Origin of the sequence: Aquimarina sp. MAR_2010_214, from assembly GCF_002846555.1 — a bacterium.
Taxonomy (GTDB): domain Bacteria; phylum Bacteroidota; class Bacteroidia; order Flavobacteriales; family Flavobacteriaceae; genus Aquimarina.
In genome coordinates this window covers 2766135-2780218 of record NZ_PJMS01000001.1, presented here as the reverse complement: position 1 = coordinate 2780218, position 14084 = coordinate 2766135, and the positions used below count along the sequence as shown (strand labels likewise).

The window sequence follows — 14084 nt, the reverse complement described above, 5'->3', positions numbered from 1 at the left end:
AATTTATGATATATCAATTATAAAGTTCTTTAGTTCTATTATTTCTTTTTGGGCATTCATCACATTCATGATCTTCAGCTATTCGTGCTCCTTTTGGTAAAGATGCGCGAGCTCGTGCCATGGTATTTTCGTATTCATTTTTTATGGCATCAACATATACCGACATTGGCTGAATTTTCTTAACATCATCAGGAATAACTATTTTTTTTTCTACCATTAAAGGGTTTACACCTAACTCTATTTTAGCAATTTCATACTTAAATTTATTCGTCTGATCAGTAGCTTCCACAATTAAACCTGGTAATCCTCTCAATTTCCATGGTCCATGAGAAACAGGTACTTCTGTAGTGAACCAAACGGTATATTCTCTCCCTCGAAATAAAGCTGTAGCTTTCTGACATTGATAAATACCAACTTTTTTAAATTCATCATGTAATTCCCATAGTATTGTTTCTATACTATCTTTTATTGTATATAATTCTTGTGATACCGTTTCTCTAAACACTAATTCTTTCTTATCTATATCACTAAAATAAAAGAAAGGTTTTTTACTTTTTAAAATTTTAATCTCAGTTCGTATCGTAGTTCCCCCTCTCACTTCTTCCTTAGGTATATTCATAGCTTTAGTTTCTTTTGATTTGATGTACATTGACTTATTGTTATCAAAGTATAATTTCCATGTACTTGTAAATGACATACCGTTTGGATTGTTTACTATATTGTAATAGGTAACAATACCTGTTTGTATCTTTTCTTGAGCAATAAGAGAGTTACCCAACAAAATGATCAATGCAGCTAAAAATTTTAATCTATTCACTATACCATTTATTTAAAAATCTCTAAACTAAGATCTTCTGCTTTGGGGCACTCATTACAATTTCTTTTAAACTTAACTCCTCTCCTTGAAGAAGAAGCAATTAACATTGCCTCAAAGTCTTTTTGTTTGTTTTTAATGGCTTCAATATATTTTTCTATATTAGAAAACTTTTCAACCTCAGGTTCTTTAAGCCTTTCATCAATTATTTTTTTGTTTGGACTTAGATCTACAAGAGTTGCTTTAAAACCATATAGATTTTTTTCATCTCTTGCTTCTAAAATTAAACCTGGCAATCCTCTTAATTTCCATGGTCCATGGGATACTGGTATTTCTGATGTAAACCAAACCGTATACGTTCTCCCTCTGTACATCCCATCTGCTTTTTGGCAGGTATACTTCCCAATTTTCTTATTTTCGGTAGAGAGTTTCCATTTAATATTGGCAACACTATCGTTTACTACGAAAAGTTTTTGATTAATTCCTTCTCTAAAAATCAACATATTCTCACTCAAATTAGTATATACATAATTCTTTGACAAAGAACTTTTCATAATCTTTTCTTCAACAATTTTACCATTTATTAACATCGTATTTTCATCTGCTTCGCTTATACGTTTCCCTTTTCCATTTTTAATATAAAAAGATATATTATTACTAAAATAAAGTTTGTACGGGTTGGCAAATGATGTGCCATTTGGGTTGTTGATTATAAAATCATATTGTACAATGCCATTTACTTGATTTTGTGCATTAACATAAATACTTATTGCAAGTACAAAGACTAAAAACAGTAACTTTTTCATCTAGTTTTTTATTTGCTTTTTTTAATTATTCATTTAGTATATTAAAACCGTTTCTGTAGAAATTTTATTCGGTTCTAATTGTGATTAACAAGGACGGTCATGTTCTATTGTCATAAGTCGTCCTTCATCATCATATATGTATATATCTTTTGTACAAGGCCATGAGTCTTCGGTATTTTTTTGATCACTAGAATTCATCGCATACGTTGCATATGCACTTAAAAATATTCCTAAAGTTAAAACGATTTTTTTCATATCTAATTTGATTTTAAAAAATTAATGATTTGTATTTAATATTTAATTCTGATTACAGAAACGGTTTTCTTTTTGTACTCAATTCAAAAATCAACCGTATATCTCTGTTCCACATCTAATACACTCTTCTTACTACAAGAAAATATGATCAGATACAGCTACATACCATCAATCATGAAATTGATCAATAAAACAAATATGAAAATCCGATTTCTAGGTAGGATAGTGGAGTAAATCGAACTGCTATACAATACTACTATTTTTTCTTGATACAACACATACGGTTATACCGTAAAACATTCACAAATTAACATAATCAATTGAAAACAAACTCTATACGTTTAAAAAAAATATTTCTTTTTCAGATGTATGTAATCAATTGTTGAAGTAGTAAACATGATAATTAAAGTACTTTAACAGTAAAATAAACTGAAAAGATAGACCTAAGCCCCAATTGTCGGTCTGAGCCTGTCGAAGACATTTAAAAATGCAGATTTGAAAGCACTTCGACAAGCTCAGTGTGACAAGAAATTTTAAATCTTATCCTTAACTAAACGACATTTGCTCCTGACTCTCAACTTCTACAGCTTCTGCGTATAATAATTATAATCCGCGATTACTCGGTCTACAAATTGTAATGGTTTTTCTTGTGGAGTAATATCCATTAAAGCACTCACTTTTTTCGAAAGTTCGAGAATGATATTATGATCTGCATCTCGCCTGGCTTCAGTAAAAATAGTTTTTATCTTACGCATCTCTGCATCGCTAAAAACAGTAACCTGAGGATACACGGCTATATAATCTTCTGGGATATCAACTAATATGGTCTGGTTAAATCGTACACGTTGCCGTTCACTAATCACAGTAGTACCTGCTGCCATATCTCCGAGGCGTTGTCCTCTGCCATTTAACAAAATAGCAACTACTGCAACCCCACCAAATGCCAAAGTAATATCTAATAAACGAAGTAACCACCGCACCAAGTAATTCGAAAAGACAGGTCTTGATCCATCCAATTGAGCCACTTTTATTTTCATGGCCGCTTTACCAGGAGTTTTACCATCCCAAAATGTTTCCCATAATATAAAATATAAGAACGGAGGTAAGCTTAAAATCAACCAAAAAGCCCACTCATCTCCATAATCGAGATGCAATACACTAATTATAAACACAGCTATGATAAAATAAGCTATGATAATCAAAAGATCAATAAGATACGCAAGAATACGCTCTCCTATTCCAGCAGCATTTTGCTGTATACTAACATTTTGAGCAGTTTCTATTTGAAAATTATCCATTAATTATGTTTCTTTGAGCCTCTTAATCTTCGATACATGCGTGAGGCGGCTTTTGTGAAGCAAAATAAAGATAAATGGTTAAAATTTGAAAGTGTTCTGGTTAATAATACTCAAATAACACCAGATGAGCTTTCTAATTTGTATATAGAAATAACTGATCACCTTAGTTATGCTCAGACATTTTACCCTAATAGCCAAACTCTTAATTACTTAAATGGTTTAGCATCTAGTGCTCATCAAAAAATCTATAAAACAAAAAAAGAGAAAAAAAACCGATTGTATTCTTTTTGGGTTAAAGAATTCCCTTTAGAATTCTATCAATATCAAAAACACTTACTAATAGCATTCCTGATTTCTGTTTTATTTACAGCTATCGGAGCATACTCTTCTGCAACAGACGGAGCTTTTGTAAGATCAATATTAGGTGATGCTTATGTAAATATGACCTTAGAAAATATTGCTAACGAAGATCCCATGGCTGTTTACAAAAAAATGGGAGAAACCAATATGTTTTTGGGGATTACTTTAAACAATATAAAAGTAGCTCTTAATTGCTTTATTCTAGGAGTACTATTTGGTATAGGAACCATATATATGCTTATGAGTAATTTCATAATGCTAGGTTCTTTTCAGTATTTTTTCTATGAGAAAGGGTTACTTTGGGAAAGTGCTCGCACGATATGGATTCATGGTACTATTGAAATCTCTGTGATCATTATTGCAGGATGTGCAGGTCTGGTTGTCGGTAATTCTATTTTGTTTCCAAAAACATATACTCGACTTACTTCTTTTGTTAGAGGAATTAAAGCAGGGTTAAAAATTGTGATTAGCACAATTCCCTTTTTTATATTAGCAGGGTTTTTAGAAGGTTTTGTCACCAGACATACCGAAATGCCGGATTGGCTAGCTATTGTAATCATATCTGGGTCGCTTGCCCTAATCCTATTTTATTACGTAATTTACCCCAGGCAACTCTATAACAAACTAAAAAATGAATAACAATTACATAGAATTTAAGAAAAAAAGAGAGCTAGGAGATATCCTAACAGATACTTTTGCCTTTGTAAGACAGAATGGTAAATCATTATTATCTGTTTTATTAAAAACTTCTGGTATTGCTTTTGTATTGCTTTTATCTGCTTCTGCCTATTATACTTATTCTTCTGCTAATCTTTTTGATCCGGTGAGTATCGGAAGAGGTGAGATGTTTAATTCGGGAATGATTATTATTGCTGTTTTTGCAATGCTGGTAACGTTATTAATATTTTATACACTTCTTTTCGGAACCGTTTTACATTATATTAAAAACTATATAGATAACAAAGGTAATGTTAACCAGGAAGCTGTGGTACAGGGAGTAAAAAAAGATTTCGGAAATATTATCGGATTAGGAACCCTTTCGGGGTTGATTACTTTTTTTGGTTTTATGCTTTGTGTTATTCCAGGTATCTATTTATACGTACCCATGAGTTTGGTCTTTTCAATTCTAATATTTCGTAATACCAGTATTTCTGATGCCATAAATGATAGCTTCTTACTCGTAAAAAACGAATGGTGGATTACTTTTGCAACATTTTTTGTTATCGCAATAATTATAGGGATTATAAGTATGGTATTTTCTATCCCAGCAGTAATCTATACATTTATAAAAACGTTTACTGCAGCTTCAGAAGGGTCTTTATCGGATCCATCTGCAATGGTCGATTGGGTTTTTATTGCCTTAAACACACTATCATCTGCAGCTCAATATATATTATATATCATCACCGCAATTTCTACAGCATTTATATATTATAATCTAAATGAAAGAAAACATTCTACAGGTGCTTTAGAACAAATTGACTCCTTAGGTAAATCAGAATAAATTGAAAATTCTTTACTACGTCTTATTTTTTGTACCACTCTTTTTATCAGCAAGAGTTCAGGACAGTACTACTACATCTGATCTAAAAGAATTAATTTATGATCTGGATTCTCGGCAAAAAGCACCACTATTCGATAAAGAAAAGATAGAAGAATTTCGAGCGCAAGACGATTTTGATTATACTGAATATCAAGAACCGGATAACTGGTGGATACAATTTAAAAACTGGGCATCTCAACTCTGGCATCAATTTATCTCATGGTTATTCGATACAGAAGAAGTAACCGGGTTCTGGGCTGTACTTTTTAAGATACTTCCTTATCTTTTGGTTATAGGCGTATTATTTTTATTAGGTTGGTTGTTTATGAAAGTAAATCCTTCGGATATACTTCTTGAAAAACAAATTGCCCCACAGATAGAACTTACAGAAGATGAAGATATCATTCAAAATCAAGATATTCAACAACTAATTGATCAAGCCTTACAACATAAAAATTATAGATTGGCAATTCGGTATTATTACCTGTTTGTATTAAAAAAATTATCTGATGTAGAATTAATTCAATGGGAAGCTCAAAAAACAAATACAGATTATATCAAAGAGTTAGCAAACGATTCAGTACAACATCAATTTAAATCCATTACCAAATTATACGATTTCATCTGGTACGGAAGCTTTGAAGTTAATGAAAAACTATACCAAAAGGCTGAAAAAGAATTTACTGCTATAACCCATCTTATCCAACGTTAATATGATGACTAAAAGTTCTAAAATAGCAATCATCATCATTATAGCAGCTATTGGTTTGCTTACCTATTTAGAAGCAAGTGAACCTGAACCTGTAAACTGGTATCCCAGCTACGCCAAGACAGATAAAATCCCTCTGGGTTCTTTTGTATCCTACAATTTGATAAAAGAATCTTTTGGCACTAAACAGGTACAAGATATAAACCAACCACCTTACGAATTTCTTAAAGATAATGACAGTGTATTGGGAACATACTTTTTTATTAACGGATCGATAAACTTTGATAAAAATGAGCTAAATACAATTTTAAAATGGGTCGAAAACGGGAATACCTTATTTGTTTCAGCAAAAACTATAGAAAATCGGTTATTAGATACTCTTAATATTGAAACAGGTAATCTTATATCTATTAATGAAATATCTACTAAACCACTTGTTGAATTGGTTAATACAGAACTCAAAGCAAAATCTCCCTTTTTATATGATCGAGATATATACAATCCCCATTTTAATGAATTAGATACTGTAAATACTACTATTCTAGGGATTTCACAGTTATATAATGATACATTAAAGATCAAAGACCCAAAAGTAAACTATATACAACAATCATTTGGTAAAGGAAAAATCCTATTACATACCTTTCCTGAAGCTTTTGGGAATTATTTTATGCTAAAAGACAAGAATTATCAATATACTCAAAACCTTTTGGCATATATAAACCCCAATCAAAAAATACTATGGGATAATTATTATAAATCGGGAAAGACATTTTATACCTCTCCCCTTTTCTTACTTTTAAATAATCGCTATCTCAAATGGGCGTACTACTTTGTACTTATTGGAGTAGTACTTTTTGTAATTTTTGAAGGAAAACGAAAACAACGTAGTATTCCGATTATAGAGCCTTTAAAAAATCAGACTTTATCTTTTACAAAGACCATTAGCGGAATGTATTTTGAAAAAGGAAAACATAAAGAAATTGCAACTAAGCAAAACCTGTTGTTTTTGGATTATGTGCGTAACGTGCTTAGAATCCCAACAAATGAACTAAATGAAAAAACAATAATCGATATTGCAGCCAGAAGCAATAATAGTATAGAGGATACCAAAATACTATTTAAATATTTTGAAGAACTCAATAAAAAAGTAAAAATCGAAAAAGAAGAATTGATACAACTTTATGAACTCATAAATGTATTCAAAAGCCAATCTTAAAACGATATATCATTTAAACGAATTATAAATGGAAAACGACGAAATTAAAAATAACACAAATCCAGAGCAAATCCCTGAGACAGAGCCTCAAGAGCAAAATTTAAGTTTTCAGAACAGGATAGATCTTAGTGAATTACAACAATCTGTAGAAAAACTAAAGTCAGAATTGGCAAAAGTAATCGTGGGGCAACAGGATTTTATAGAGCTATTAATTGTTTCACTGTTATCTAATGGTCATGTTTTAATCGAAGGAGTACCAGGAGTCGCAAAAACGGTGACTGCCAAATTATTTGCAAAAACACTAAAGACTGATTTTAATCGAATTCAATTTACCCCTGATCTTATGCCAAGTGATGTATTAGGAACTTCTGTGCTTAATATGAAAACCAGTGATTTTGAATTTAAAAAAGGCCCTATTTTTTCTAATATGGTGCTTATCGATGAGATTAACCGTGCTCCTGCCAAAACTCAAGCAGCCTTGTTCGAGGTGATGGAAGAAAGGCAAGTAACTATAGATGGTATTCGATATCCTATGGATCCACCTTTTATGGTATTGGCAACTCAAAACCCTGTAGAGCAAGAAGGGACTTATGCTTTACCAGAAGCGCAACTGGATCGGTTTTTATTCAAAATCAAGGTAGATTACCCTACTTTTGAAGACGAGGTAAATATTCTAAAAACTCATCATGAGAGAAAAACGGCAAAGCCTTTAGAAATGGTTGATCCTGTAATTACTCCAAAACAATTACTAGAATTTAAAGCAAAAACACAAAATGTAATCATTGAAGAGAAAATTCTGGGGTATATTGCCGAGATTGTAACCAAAACCAGAACGCATCCTCATTTGTATTTAGGAGGTTCTCCACGTGCATCAATTGCTGTTATGAATGCCTCAAAAGCTTTTGCTGCAATTAACGGGAGAGATTTTGTAACCCCAGAGGATATAAAAAAGTCACTTTTCCCTGTGCTACGTCACCGTTTAATATTATCACCAGAACGTGAAATGGAAGGAATGACAACAGAAAATGTTATAGAAATGATCCTGCAATCTGTAGAAATACCACGCTAGTTTTGATCCAATTTTTAAAATCACTATATCTAAGTTCCAGAGTGTTTTATATACTCACTCTAATATCAGTATTGTTTTTATTTTCATACTGGTTTACTCCAATATATCCTATAGTATGGTTATTGGTATGGGGATTAATTATTGTTTTTCTGTTTGATGTTGTAGCTTTATATAATGCCCGAAATGGAGTTCAAGCCAATAGAATTTTACCCGATAAATTTTCAAATAGTGATTTTAATGCTGTTCCCGTAAGAATAAAAAGTAATTATAAATTCACTACTCATGTAGAGATTATCGATGAGATTCCTGTGCAGTTTCAAAAACGTGATTTTCTCAAAAAAGGAACTATTTCTCCTAAATCTATTTTAGATTTTGAATACTCATTACGTCCTGTAAAACGAGGAGAATATGTTTTCGGAAATTTGTATGTATATGCCATGACCAGAATTGGTTTTGCGAAACGTCGTTATAGTTTTGATAAAGCTGCCATGGTAAAAGTATACCCTTCTTTTATCCAAATGAAAAAATATGATTTTTTAGCTATTGATAATAAGTTAACCCAAATAGGACTTAAAAAAATACGACGTATTGGGCATACTATGGAGTTTGAGCAAATCAAAGAATATGTAACCGGTGATGATGTTCGTACCATTAACTGGAAAGCTTCTGCAAAACATGGCAATTTGATGATCAATCAATTTCAGGATGAAAAATCTCAACCTATATATTCTATAATCGATGCGAGTCGTGTTATGAAAATGCCTTTTAAAGGATTGAGTCTTCTGGATTATGCTGTTAACAGTACACTCGCTTTTTCTAATATTGCCTTAAAAAAACATGATAAAGTAGGGATGTTATCTTTTTCTAATACAGTAAATGATTTTTTGCCGTCTAGCGGAAAGAAAACATATATTAATACTATTTCTGAAACACTTTATAATGTCAAAACCCAGTTTCTTGATTCTGATTATGGGTTGTTATATACTCATGTTAAACGACAAATAAATCATAGAAGTTTACTCTTGTTATATACTAATTTTGAACACATATCATCTTTAAAAAGACAACTTCCATATTTACAGGCATTAGCAAAAAAACATTTGCTGGTAGTCATCTTTTTTCAGAATACAGAGCTTGATCATCTTATCCAACAACATGCAGAAGACCTACAAACCATTTATGATCAAACTATTGCACAGCAATTTGCATATGATAAAAAAGTAATGGTAAAAGAGCTACAAAAACATGGAATACAAACTGTACTAACTACTCCAGAAAATCTTACTGTTAATACGATTAATAAATATTTGGAGATTAAAGCCCGAGGGTTATTATAAGTAAAGCTTGTTTACAACTACTGCTTCTCTAAAATTACTATTTTCTATTTTTTAAACATATTCGTACTACTAAGCGCTATACATTCTTTGTTGTTATCTTGAAAAAAAAACTATATTTACCCGCTATGCATTAAACAATTCATTAGCATTAAACTTACTAAAAAACACAAACATGACAATTAAAAAATCAATAATTATAGCTGTTTTAGCTTTAGGGGTTTTGGGAGCTTGTACAGAGAAAAAAGAAAAAAAAGAAGAAAACACAGATCCTGCTAAAGTAGAAGCTACTCAAGAATCAACACCAGAAGTTAAAAAAACCGAAGAGGTTGATGAAGCTGAAAAAGCAAGATTAGACAGCATCCAACAAGTAAAAGAACATGGACACGCACATTAATCTATATTGCAAAAATGTTTAAAAACACTAAAACATTCTCTATATTTCTAACTCTCGTGTTGATTTCAATAACAGCAAACGCGCACGGAGTTGATGATGAGACACAGTCTTTTTTATTAGGAAATAAAGGGATTGCTTTTGGTCCGTTTCTATACATCGGTGCAAAACATATGATAACAGGATATGACCACCTACTTTTTCTGGTAGGAGTCATTTTCTTTTTATATCGAACAAAAGAGATATTATTATATATAAGTTTTTTTACAATCGGTCATAGTTTTACCTTATTACTTGGTGTAATGGCAGATATTAATGTAAACGCTTTTTTAATAGACGCCATTATCGCGTTATCAATTGTATATAAGGGATTTGACAACCTAGGAGGGTTTAAACATTTTTTTATAAAACAACCCAATACCAAAATAGCCGTATTAATTTTTGGATTGTTTCATGGTTTTGGATTAGCGACCAAATTACAAGAATTTAATTTTGATAAAGAAGGGCTTTTTGTAAATCTAATCGGTTTTAATGTAGGTGTAGAAATAGGACAGTTTTTAGCTTTAGGGTTAGTTCTTATACTTTTAGGGGTTTGGAGAAGGTATAACAGTTACGTTAAATTCTCTAACCTTACCAATATAATTCTTATGGCTGCAGGCTTTTTGTTGTTTGGATTTCAAATGACAGGATATTTTATGACATCACACTAAATTATGACAACAAGTAATACACAGGTAATGAATAAAAAACAACTTATAAAATCAATTTTTATAGCACTGTTTATTGGCCTTGTTGTACTTATAACTGCAGTTTTACCTGCAGAATACAATATAGATCCACTAGGTACAGGAAAGCTTTTTGGTTTTAGCAGATTATATGTAAATGATACCGAAAAAACAAAACCTATCGATACGCAGCCAGTTTCTCAATTAAATTTCAAGAAACTGAAATTAGAAAAATTAGGTTCTCCGGCCAGCGTACCTAAACCCATAGAAGCAAACAATCCACCCCCATTAGAGCAATTCGCAGAACAGAATGATACAATTAATGTGACTGTACCCGCAGGAAAAGGCATAGAATACAAGTTCAAAGCATTAAAATATGGAAGTATAAAGTATGAGTGGAGTACTGCTAGTGATGCTATTGTTTATATTGATTTTCATGGAGAAGTACTACAAGAGAACCCTCCAGAAAATGTGTTTTACGAAAGTTATACATTGGCATATTCTAACAATATGGCAGGAACACTTACGGCTCCTTTTGAAGGTAAGCATGGTTGGTATTTCAGAAATAACAATAAAGAAGATGTCACTATAACAATAAGACTAAAAGGACAATACAAACTATTTAGGAGATAGAGAACTTATACAAAAACTTCAAATTTCTGACTTCCTATTCAATAAACACTTCAAGAATACATTTCAAGAATACATTTCAACCTACAAAAATGACAACTGGGGAGTTTCTTATTGTTCTCAAATAAAGATTTATAGACTTTTGATTCATCAAAAAACAAATAACTATAAAACTTTATCTTATGAAAACTCTAGCATTATTAGCCGCACTTTTGGTGTCTAACTTTCTTCTTCAAGCTCAAGATAATACAGAAGGAGTAACTATCACGGTAACTGTTCCTAATATAACAAGTTCTGAAGGAGAAGTTCTTTTTGGGCTTTATGATGAACATACTTTTATGAAATCCGCTCCAATCAAAGGCAAAAAAAGCACAATTGTAGATGGTGTAGCAAAAATTACTTTTTCTAATGTTCCTAAAGGAGTATTTGCTATTAGTTGTTTTCATGATACAAATGGAAATAATCGAATGGATTTTGAACCTAACGGAATGCCAAAAGAAGATTATGGAGTATCTAATAATAATATGAGTTATGGTCCTCCCCTATGGAACGAAGCTAAATTTGAGGTAAGTTCAGAAAATCTAGAACTAGAAATTAGAATCTAATTATAAATCTATATTCATCAATCTATTAAAACCTGATTAACAGGTAAACCAAAAAAGGAATTGCATTTCATCTATGCAATTCCTTTTTTCATCTTAAAAGCAATAGACAAAATAAATTTTTAATAATTATTTAATAAATAATATCAATAGCTTTTATATTTTTGTTCCCAAAATACAAACCATGACCATAACACAACTAAAATATGTTTTAGCAGTAGCTGAGCACAAGAATTTTACGAAGGCTGCAGAGAAAACTTTTGTGACTCAACCTACACTAAGTATGCAAATTCAAAAGCTTGAGGAAGAACTGGATATTCTCATCTTTGATCGCAGTAAAAAACCTATTGAACTCACAGAAATTGGTAACAAACTTGTTCAACAAGCAAAAAATATTGTAAACGAAAGTGAACGAATTCAAGATATTGTAGATCAGCAAAAAGGCTTTATTGGCGGTGAATTCAAATTAGGTGTAATCCCTACGATAATGCCTACTCTTCTGCCTATGTTTTTAAATAATTTTATAAAAAAATACCCAAAGGTAAAATTAAAAATAGAAGAGTTAAATACAGAAGCTATAATTGAACGTCTTCTCGATGGTCATTTGGATGCTGCTATTGCTGCTACTCCTTTAGAAAATGAAAACATAAAAGAACGTGTTTTATATTACGAACCATTTGTAGGGTATATTCCTTCTACTCATAGATTAAATCAGAAGAAAAAAATTGACATTGATGATCTTGATATTGATGACATGCTTCTTCTAGAAGATGGTCATTGTTTTAGAGATGGTATTATTAATTTATGTAAAACTCAAAAAAGTTATGAAGAGGATCATTTTCAGTTAGAAAGTGGAAGTTTTGAGACACTTGTAAAACTTGCAAATGAAGGTTTGGGGATGACACTTCTTCCTTATTTACACACATTAGATATAAAGAATGGTGAAAAAAGTAATCTTCACTACTTTAATGAGCCTTCTCCTGCAAGAGAAGTGAGCTTGATTTTTAATAAAAGTGAACTAAAAATGCAAATTATTGATGCTTTACATACTACTATTGCTGGAGTTGTAAAGGGGGCTATTACGTTTCAAAATGTAAAAATCATTAGCCCTATGGCAAAAATAAAAAGCGACTAGAAAGTCGCTTTTTTTTTATGATTTTAAATAGATTAAACAAGATTGCAATTCTGGTTGTTTCATTGTTAATGATTGAATCCAGATTTTTAATTCTTCAATCTCGTGAGGAAGTAGTCTGTTTAGTGCTTTTAAAACTTCCTTAGTAAAAAGATTAACGTCAAAACTTACTTTTTTAAGCACAGTTTTTGTGTAATCAAACATTGCTCTAGCCATAAATTAATAGGGGTTTAAAAAAATGTTAGGTTTAAACAAGTAATTGTAGGAATAATCTTATAGTTTTTAAAGTTGTTCTAGCTAATATATGTAAATAAAACTAAAAAAATAGTCTTTTGGCGCTTATTTAACACTGTTAAAAACTGTTATCGCCATCTAAAAGATCTCCCAAACCACCAAGAATACTGCCTTCACCTTTACTTTTCCCTCCTCCTCGAGGGGCCAATGCCAATACTCTATTGGCAAGTCTGCTAAATGGTAAAGATTGTATATACACGACTCCCGGACCTGTTAATGTAGCAAAAAACAATCCTTCGCCTCCAAAAATAGTATTCTTAATCCCTCCTACAAATTCTATATCATATTGTATTCCCTTAGAAAATCCGATAATACAACCAGTATCTACTTTCAGTTTTTCACCAGGTTGTAATTCTTTTCGGGATGTAGTTCCTCCTGCATGAACAAAGGCCATACCATCACCTTCTAATTTCTGCATAATAAAACCTTCGCCGCCAAATAGTCCTCTTCCTAATTTTTTAGAAAATTCTATTCCGATAGAAACGCCTTTTGCTGCACATAAAAATGCATCTTTTTGGCAAATAAATTTCTCACCATAATTAGTTAAATCTATAGGAATAATCTTTCCTGGATACGGAGAAGCAAAACTTACTTTCTTTTTTCCTCCTACCTGATTATAAAAAGCCGTCATAAATAAACTTTCGCCAGTTAACAATCGTTTACCAGCTCCAAATATTTTACCCATAACTCCAGTATCTTTTGCAGATCCATCACCAAAAATCGTATCCATCTTTATTCCATCGTCCATCATCATAAAACTTCCTGCTTCTGCAATCACTCCTTCTTCTGGATCTAGTTCTATTTCAACATACTGCATTTCTTCTCCTATAATTTCGTAGTCGATTTCGTGTGCTGTCATATTTTATATATAATGTTTATTGATTAATGAATCATTTCTTT

Annotated in this window: 17 protein-coding genes; 11 read left to right on the top strand and 6 right to left on the bottom strand. The window is 31.5% G+C overall.

Annotation, left to right across the window (positions count from 1 at the left end):
* Window positions 1-13 precede the first annotated feature (13 nt).
* The 4 genes from ATE84_RS11770 to ATE84_RS11760 all read right to left on the bottom strand — a co-directional run bounded on the left by ATE84_RS11770 (window position 14) and on the right by ATE84_RS11760 (window position 3173).
* Window positions 14-817 carry a GLPGLI family protein gene (locus ATE84_RS11770; protein WP_158237237.1) on the bottom strand — a complete coding sequence of 268 codons (804 nt, stop codon included), beginning with the start codon at window positions 815-817 and terminating at the stop codon, window positions 14-16.
* Between the two features lie 8 nt (window positions 818-825).
* A complete protein-coding gene (locus ATE84_RS11765; protein WP_101448140.1) occupies window positions 826-1620 on the bottom strand; it encodes a GLPGLI family protein in 795 nt (264 codons plus the stop codon).
* A gap of 84 nt (window positions 1621-1704) precedes the next feature.
* Window positions 1705-1875: a hypothetical protein gene (locus ATE84_RS26160; RefSeq protein WP_158237236.1), complete on the bottom strand. Its 171-nt coding sequence runs from the start codon at window positions 1873-1875 to the stop codon at window positions 1705-1707.
* Window positions 1876-2456: 581 nt separating this feature from the next.
* A complete protein-coding gene (locus tag ATE84_RS11760) occupies window positions 2457-3173 on the bottom strand; it encodes an RDD family protein (RefSeq protein WP_101448139.1) in 717 nt (238 codons plus the stop codon).
* 36 nt (window positions 3174-3209) lie between these two features.
* Between ATE84_RS11760 and ATE84_RS11755 the strand changes: the two genes are divergently transcribed.
* The 11 genes from ATE84_RS11755 (at window position 3210) to ATE84_RS11705 (ending at window position 12893) form a co-directional block, all read left to right on the top strand.
* On the top strand, window positions 3210-4172 hold the full coding sequence (locus ATE84_RS11755) for a stage II sporulation protein M (RefSeq protein ID WP_101448138.1): 963 nt from the start codon (window positions 3210-3212) through the stop codon (window positions 4170-4172).
* Complete coding sequence (locus tag ATE84_RS11750) at window positions 4165-5037, top strand: hypothetical protein (RefSeq protein ID WP_101448137.1); 873 nt, start codon at window positions 4165-4167, stop codon at window positions 5035-5037. The genes ATE84_RS11755 and ATE84_RS11750 overlap by 8 nt, the downstream gene beginning before the upstream one ends.
* A 1-nt stretch (window position 5038) precedes the next feature.
* Window positions 5039-5788 (top strand): DUF4129 domain-containing protein, encoded by a 750-nt coding sequence (locus tag ATE84_RS11745; RefSeq protein WP_101448136.1) that lies wholly within the window; start codon window positions 5039-5041, stop codon window positions 5786-5788.
* A 1-nt stretch (window position 5789) separates the two neighbouring features.
* A complete protein-coding gene (locus ATE84_RS11740; protein WP_233195789.1) occupies window positions 5790-7004 on the top strand; it encodes a DUF4350 domain-containing protein in 1215 nt (404 codons plus the stop codon).
* Between the two features lie 28 nt (window positions 7005-7032).
* The gene (locus ATE84_RS11735) at window positions 7033-8073 is read left to right on the top strand and encodes a MoxR family ATPase (protein WP_101448134.1); all 1041 of its coding nucleotides are present in this window, start codon (window positions 7033-7035) and stop codon (window positions 8071-8073) included.
* Window positions 8074-8078: 5 nt separating this feature from the next.
* The gene (locus ATE84_RS11730) at window positions 8079-9410 is read left to right on the top strand and encodes a DUF58 domain-containing protein (protein ID WP_101450982.1); all 1332 of its coding nucleotides are present in this window, start codon (window positions 8079-8081) and stop codon (window positions 9408-9410) included.
* Window positions 9411-9582: 172 nt separating this feature from the next.
* A complete protein-coding gene (locus ATE84_RS11725; RefSeq protein WP_101448133.1) occupies window positions 9583-9804 on the top strand; it encodes a hypothetical protein in 222 nt (73 codons plus the stop codon).
* A 14-nt stretch (window positions 9805-9818) separates the two neighbouring features.
* Window positions 9819-10511, top strand: coding sequence for a HupE/UreJ family protein (locus tag ATE84_RS11720; RefSeq protein ID WP_101448132.1), 693 nt, complete (start codon window positions 9819-9821; stop codon window positions 10509-10511).
* Between the two features lie 3 nt (window positions 10512-10514).
* Complete coding sequence (locus ATE84_RS11715) at window positions 10515-11159, top strand: hypothetical protein (protein WP_101448131.1); 645 nt, start codon at window positions 10515-10517, stop codon at window positions 11157-11159.
* 179 nt (window positions 11160-11338) lie between these two features.
* On the top strand, window positions 11339-11761 hold the full coding sequence (locus tag ATE84_RS11710) for a DUF2141 domain-containing protein (RefSeq protein WP_101448130.1): 423 nt from the start codon (window positions 11339-11341) through the stop codon (window positions 11759-11761).
* Window positions 11762-11942: 181 nt separating this feature from the next.
* Complete coding sequence (locus ATE84_RS11705) at window positions 11943-12893, top strand: LysR family transcriptional regulator (protein ID WP_101448129.1); 951 nt, start codon at window positions 11943-11945, stop codon at window positions 12891-12893.
* Between the two features lie 15 nt (window positions 12894-12908).
* On the opposite strand, the gene ATE84_RS11700 is transcribed toward ATE84_RS11705, so the two are convergent.
* Window positions 12909-13106 (bottom strand): hypothetical protein, encoded by a 198-nt coding sequence (locus ATE84_RS11700; RefSeq protein WP_024770269.1) that lies wholly within the window; start codon window positions 13104-13106, stop codon window positions 12909-12911.
* Between the two features lie 136 nt (window positions 13107-13242).
* Entirely contained in the window at window positions 13243-14043 is an 801-nt protein-coding gene (locus ATE84_RS11695) for a TIGR00266 family protein (protein ID WP_101448128.1), read from the bottom strand.
* Window positions 14044-14084: the final 41 nt, after the last annotated feature.

Bases quoted from the DNA above. Each gene is read 5' to 3' on its own strand.
- ATE84_RS11765 (WP_101448140.1), bottom strand. From the start codon at position 1,620: ATGAAAAAGTTACTGTTTTTAGTCTTTGTACTTGCAATAAGTATTTAT.
- ATE84_RS26160 (WP_158237236.1), bottom strand. From the start codon at position 1,875: ATGAAAAAAATCGTTTTAACTTTAGGAATATTTTTAAGTGCATATGCA.
- ATE84_RS11760 (WP_101448139.1), bottom strand. From the start codon at position 3,173: ATGGATAATTTTCAAATAGAAACTGCTCAAAATGTTAGTATACAGCAA.
- ATE84_RS11755 (WP_101448138.1), top strand. From the start codon at position 3,210: ATGCGTGAGGCGGCTTTTGTGAAGCAAAATAAAGATAAATGGTTAAAA.
- ATE84_RS11750 (WP_101448137.1), top strand. From the start codon at position 4,165: ATGAATAACAATTACATAGAATTTAAGAAAAAAAGAGAGCTAGGAGAT.
- ATE84_RS11740 (WP_233195789.1), top strand. From the start codon at position 5,790: ATGATGACTAAAAGTTCTAAAATAGCAATCATCATCATTATAGCAGCT.
- ATE84_RS11735 (WP_101448134.1), top strand. From the start codon at position 7,033: ATGGAAAACGACGAAATTAAAAATAACACAAATCCAGAGCAAATCCCT.
- ATE84_RS11725 (WP_101448133.1), top strand. From the start codon at position 9,583: ATGACAATTAAAAAATCAATAATTATAGCTGTTTTAGCTTTAGGGGTT.
- ATE84_RS11720 (WP_101448132.1), top strand. From the start codon at position 9,819: ATGTTTAAAAACACTAAAACATTCTCTATATTTCTAACTCTCGTGTTG.
- ATE84_RS11715 (WP_101448131.1), top strand. From the start codon at position 10,515: ATGACAACAAGTAATACACAGGTAATGAATAAAAAACAACTTATAAAA.
- ATE84_RS11710 (WP_101448130.1), top strand. From the start codon at position 11,339: ATGAAAACTCTAGCATTATTAGCCGCACTTTTGGTGTCTAACTTTCTT.
- ATE84_RS11705 (WP_101448129.1), top strand. From the start codon at position 11,943: ATGACCATAACACAACTAAAATATGTTTTAGCAGTAGCTGAGCACAAG.
- ATE84_RS11700 (WP_024770269.1), bottom strand. From the start codon at position 13,106: ATGGCTAGAGCAATGTTTGATTACACAAAAACTGTGCTTAAAAAAGTA.
- ATE84_RS11695 (WP_101448128.1), bottom strand. From the start codon at position 14,043: ATGACAGCACACGAAATCGACTACGAAATTATAGGAGAAGAAATGCAG.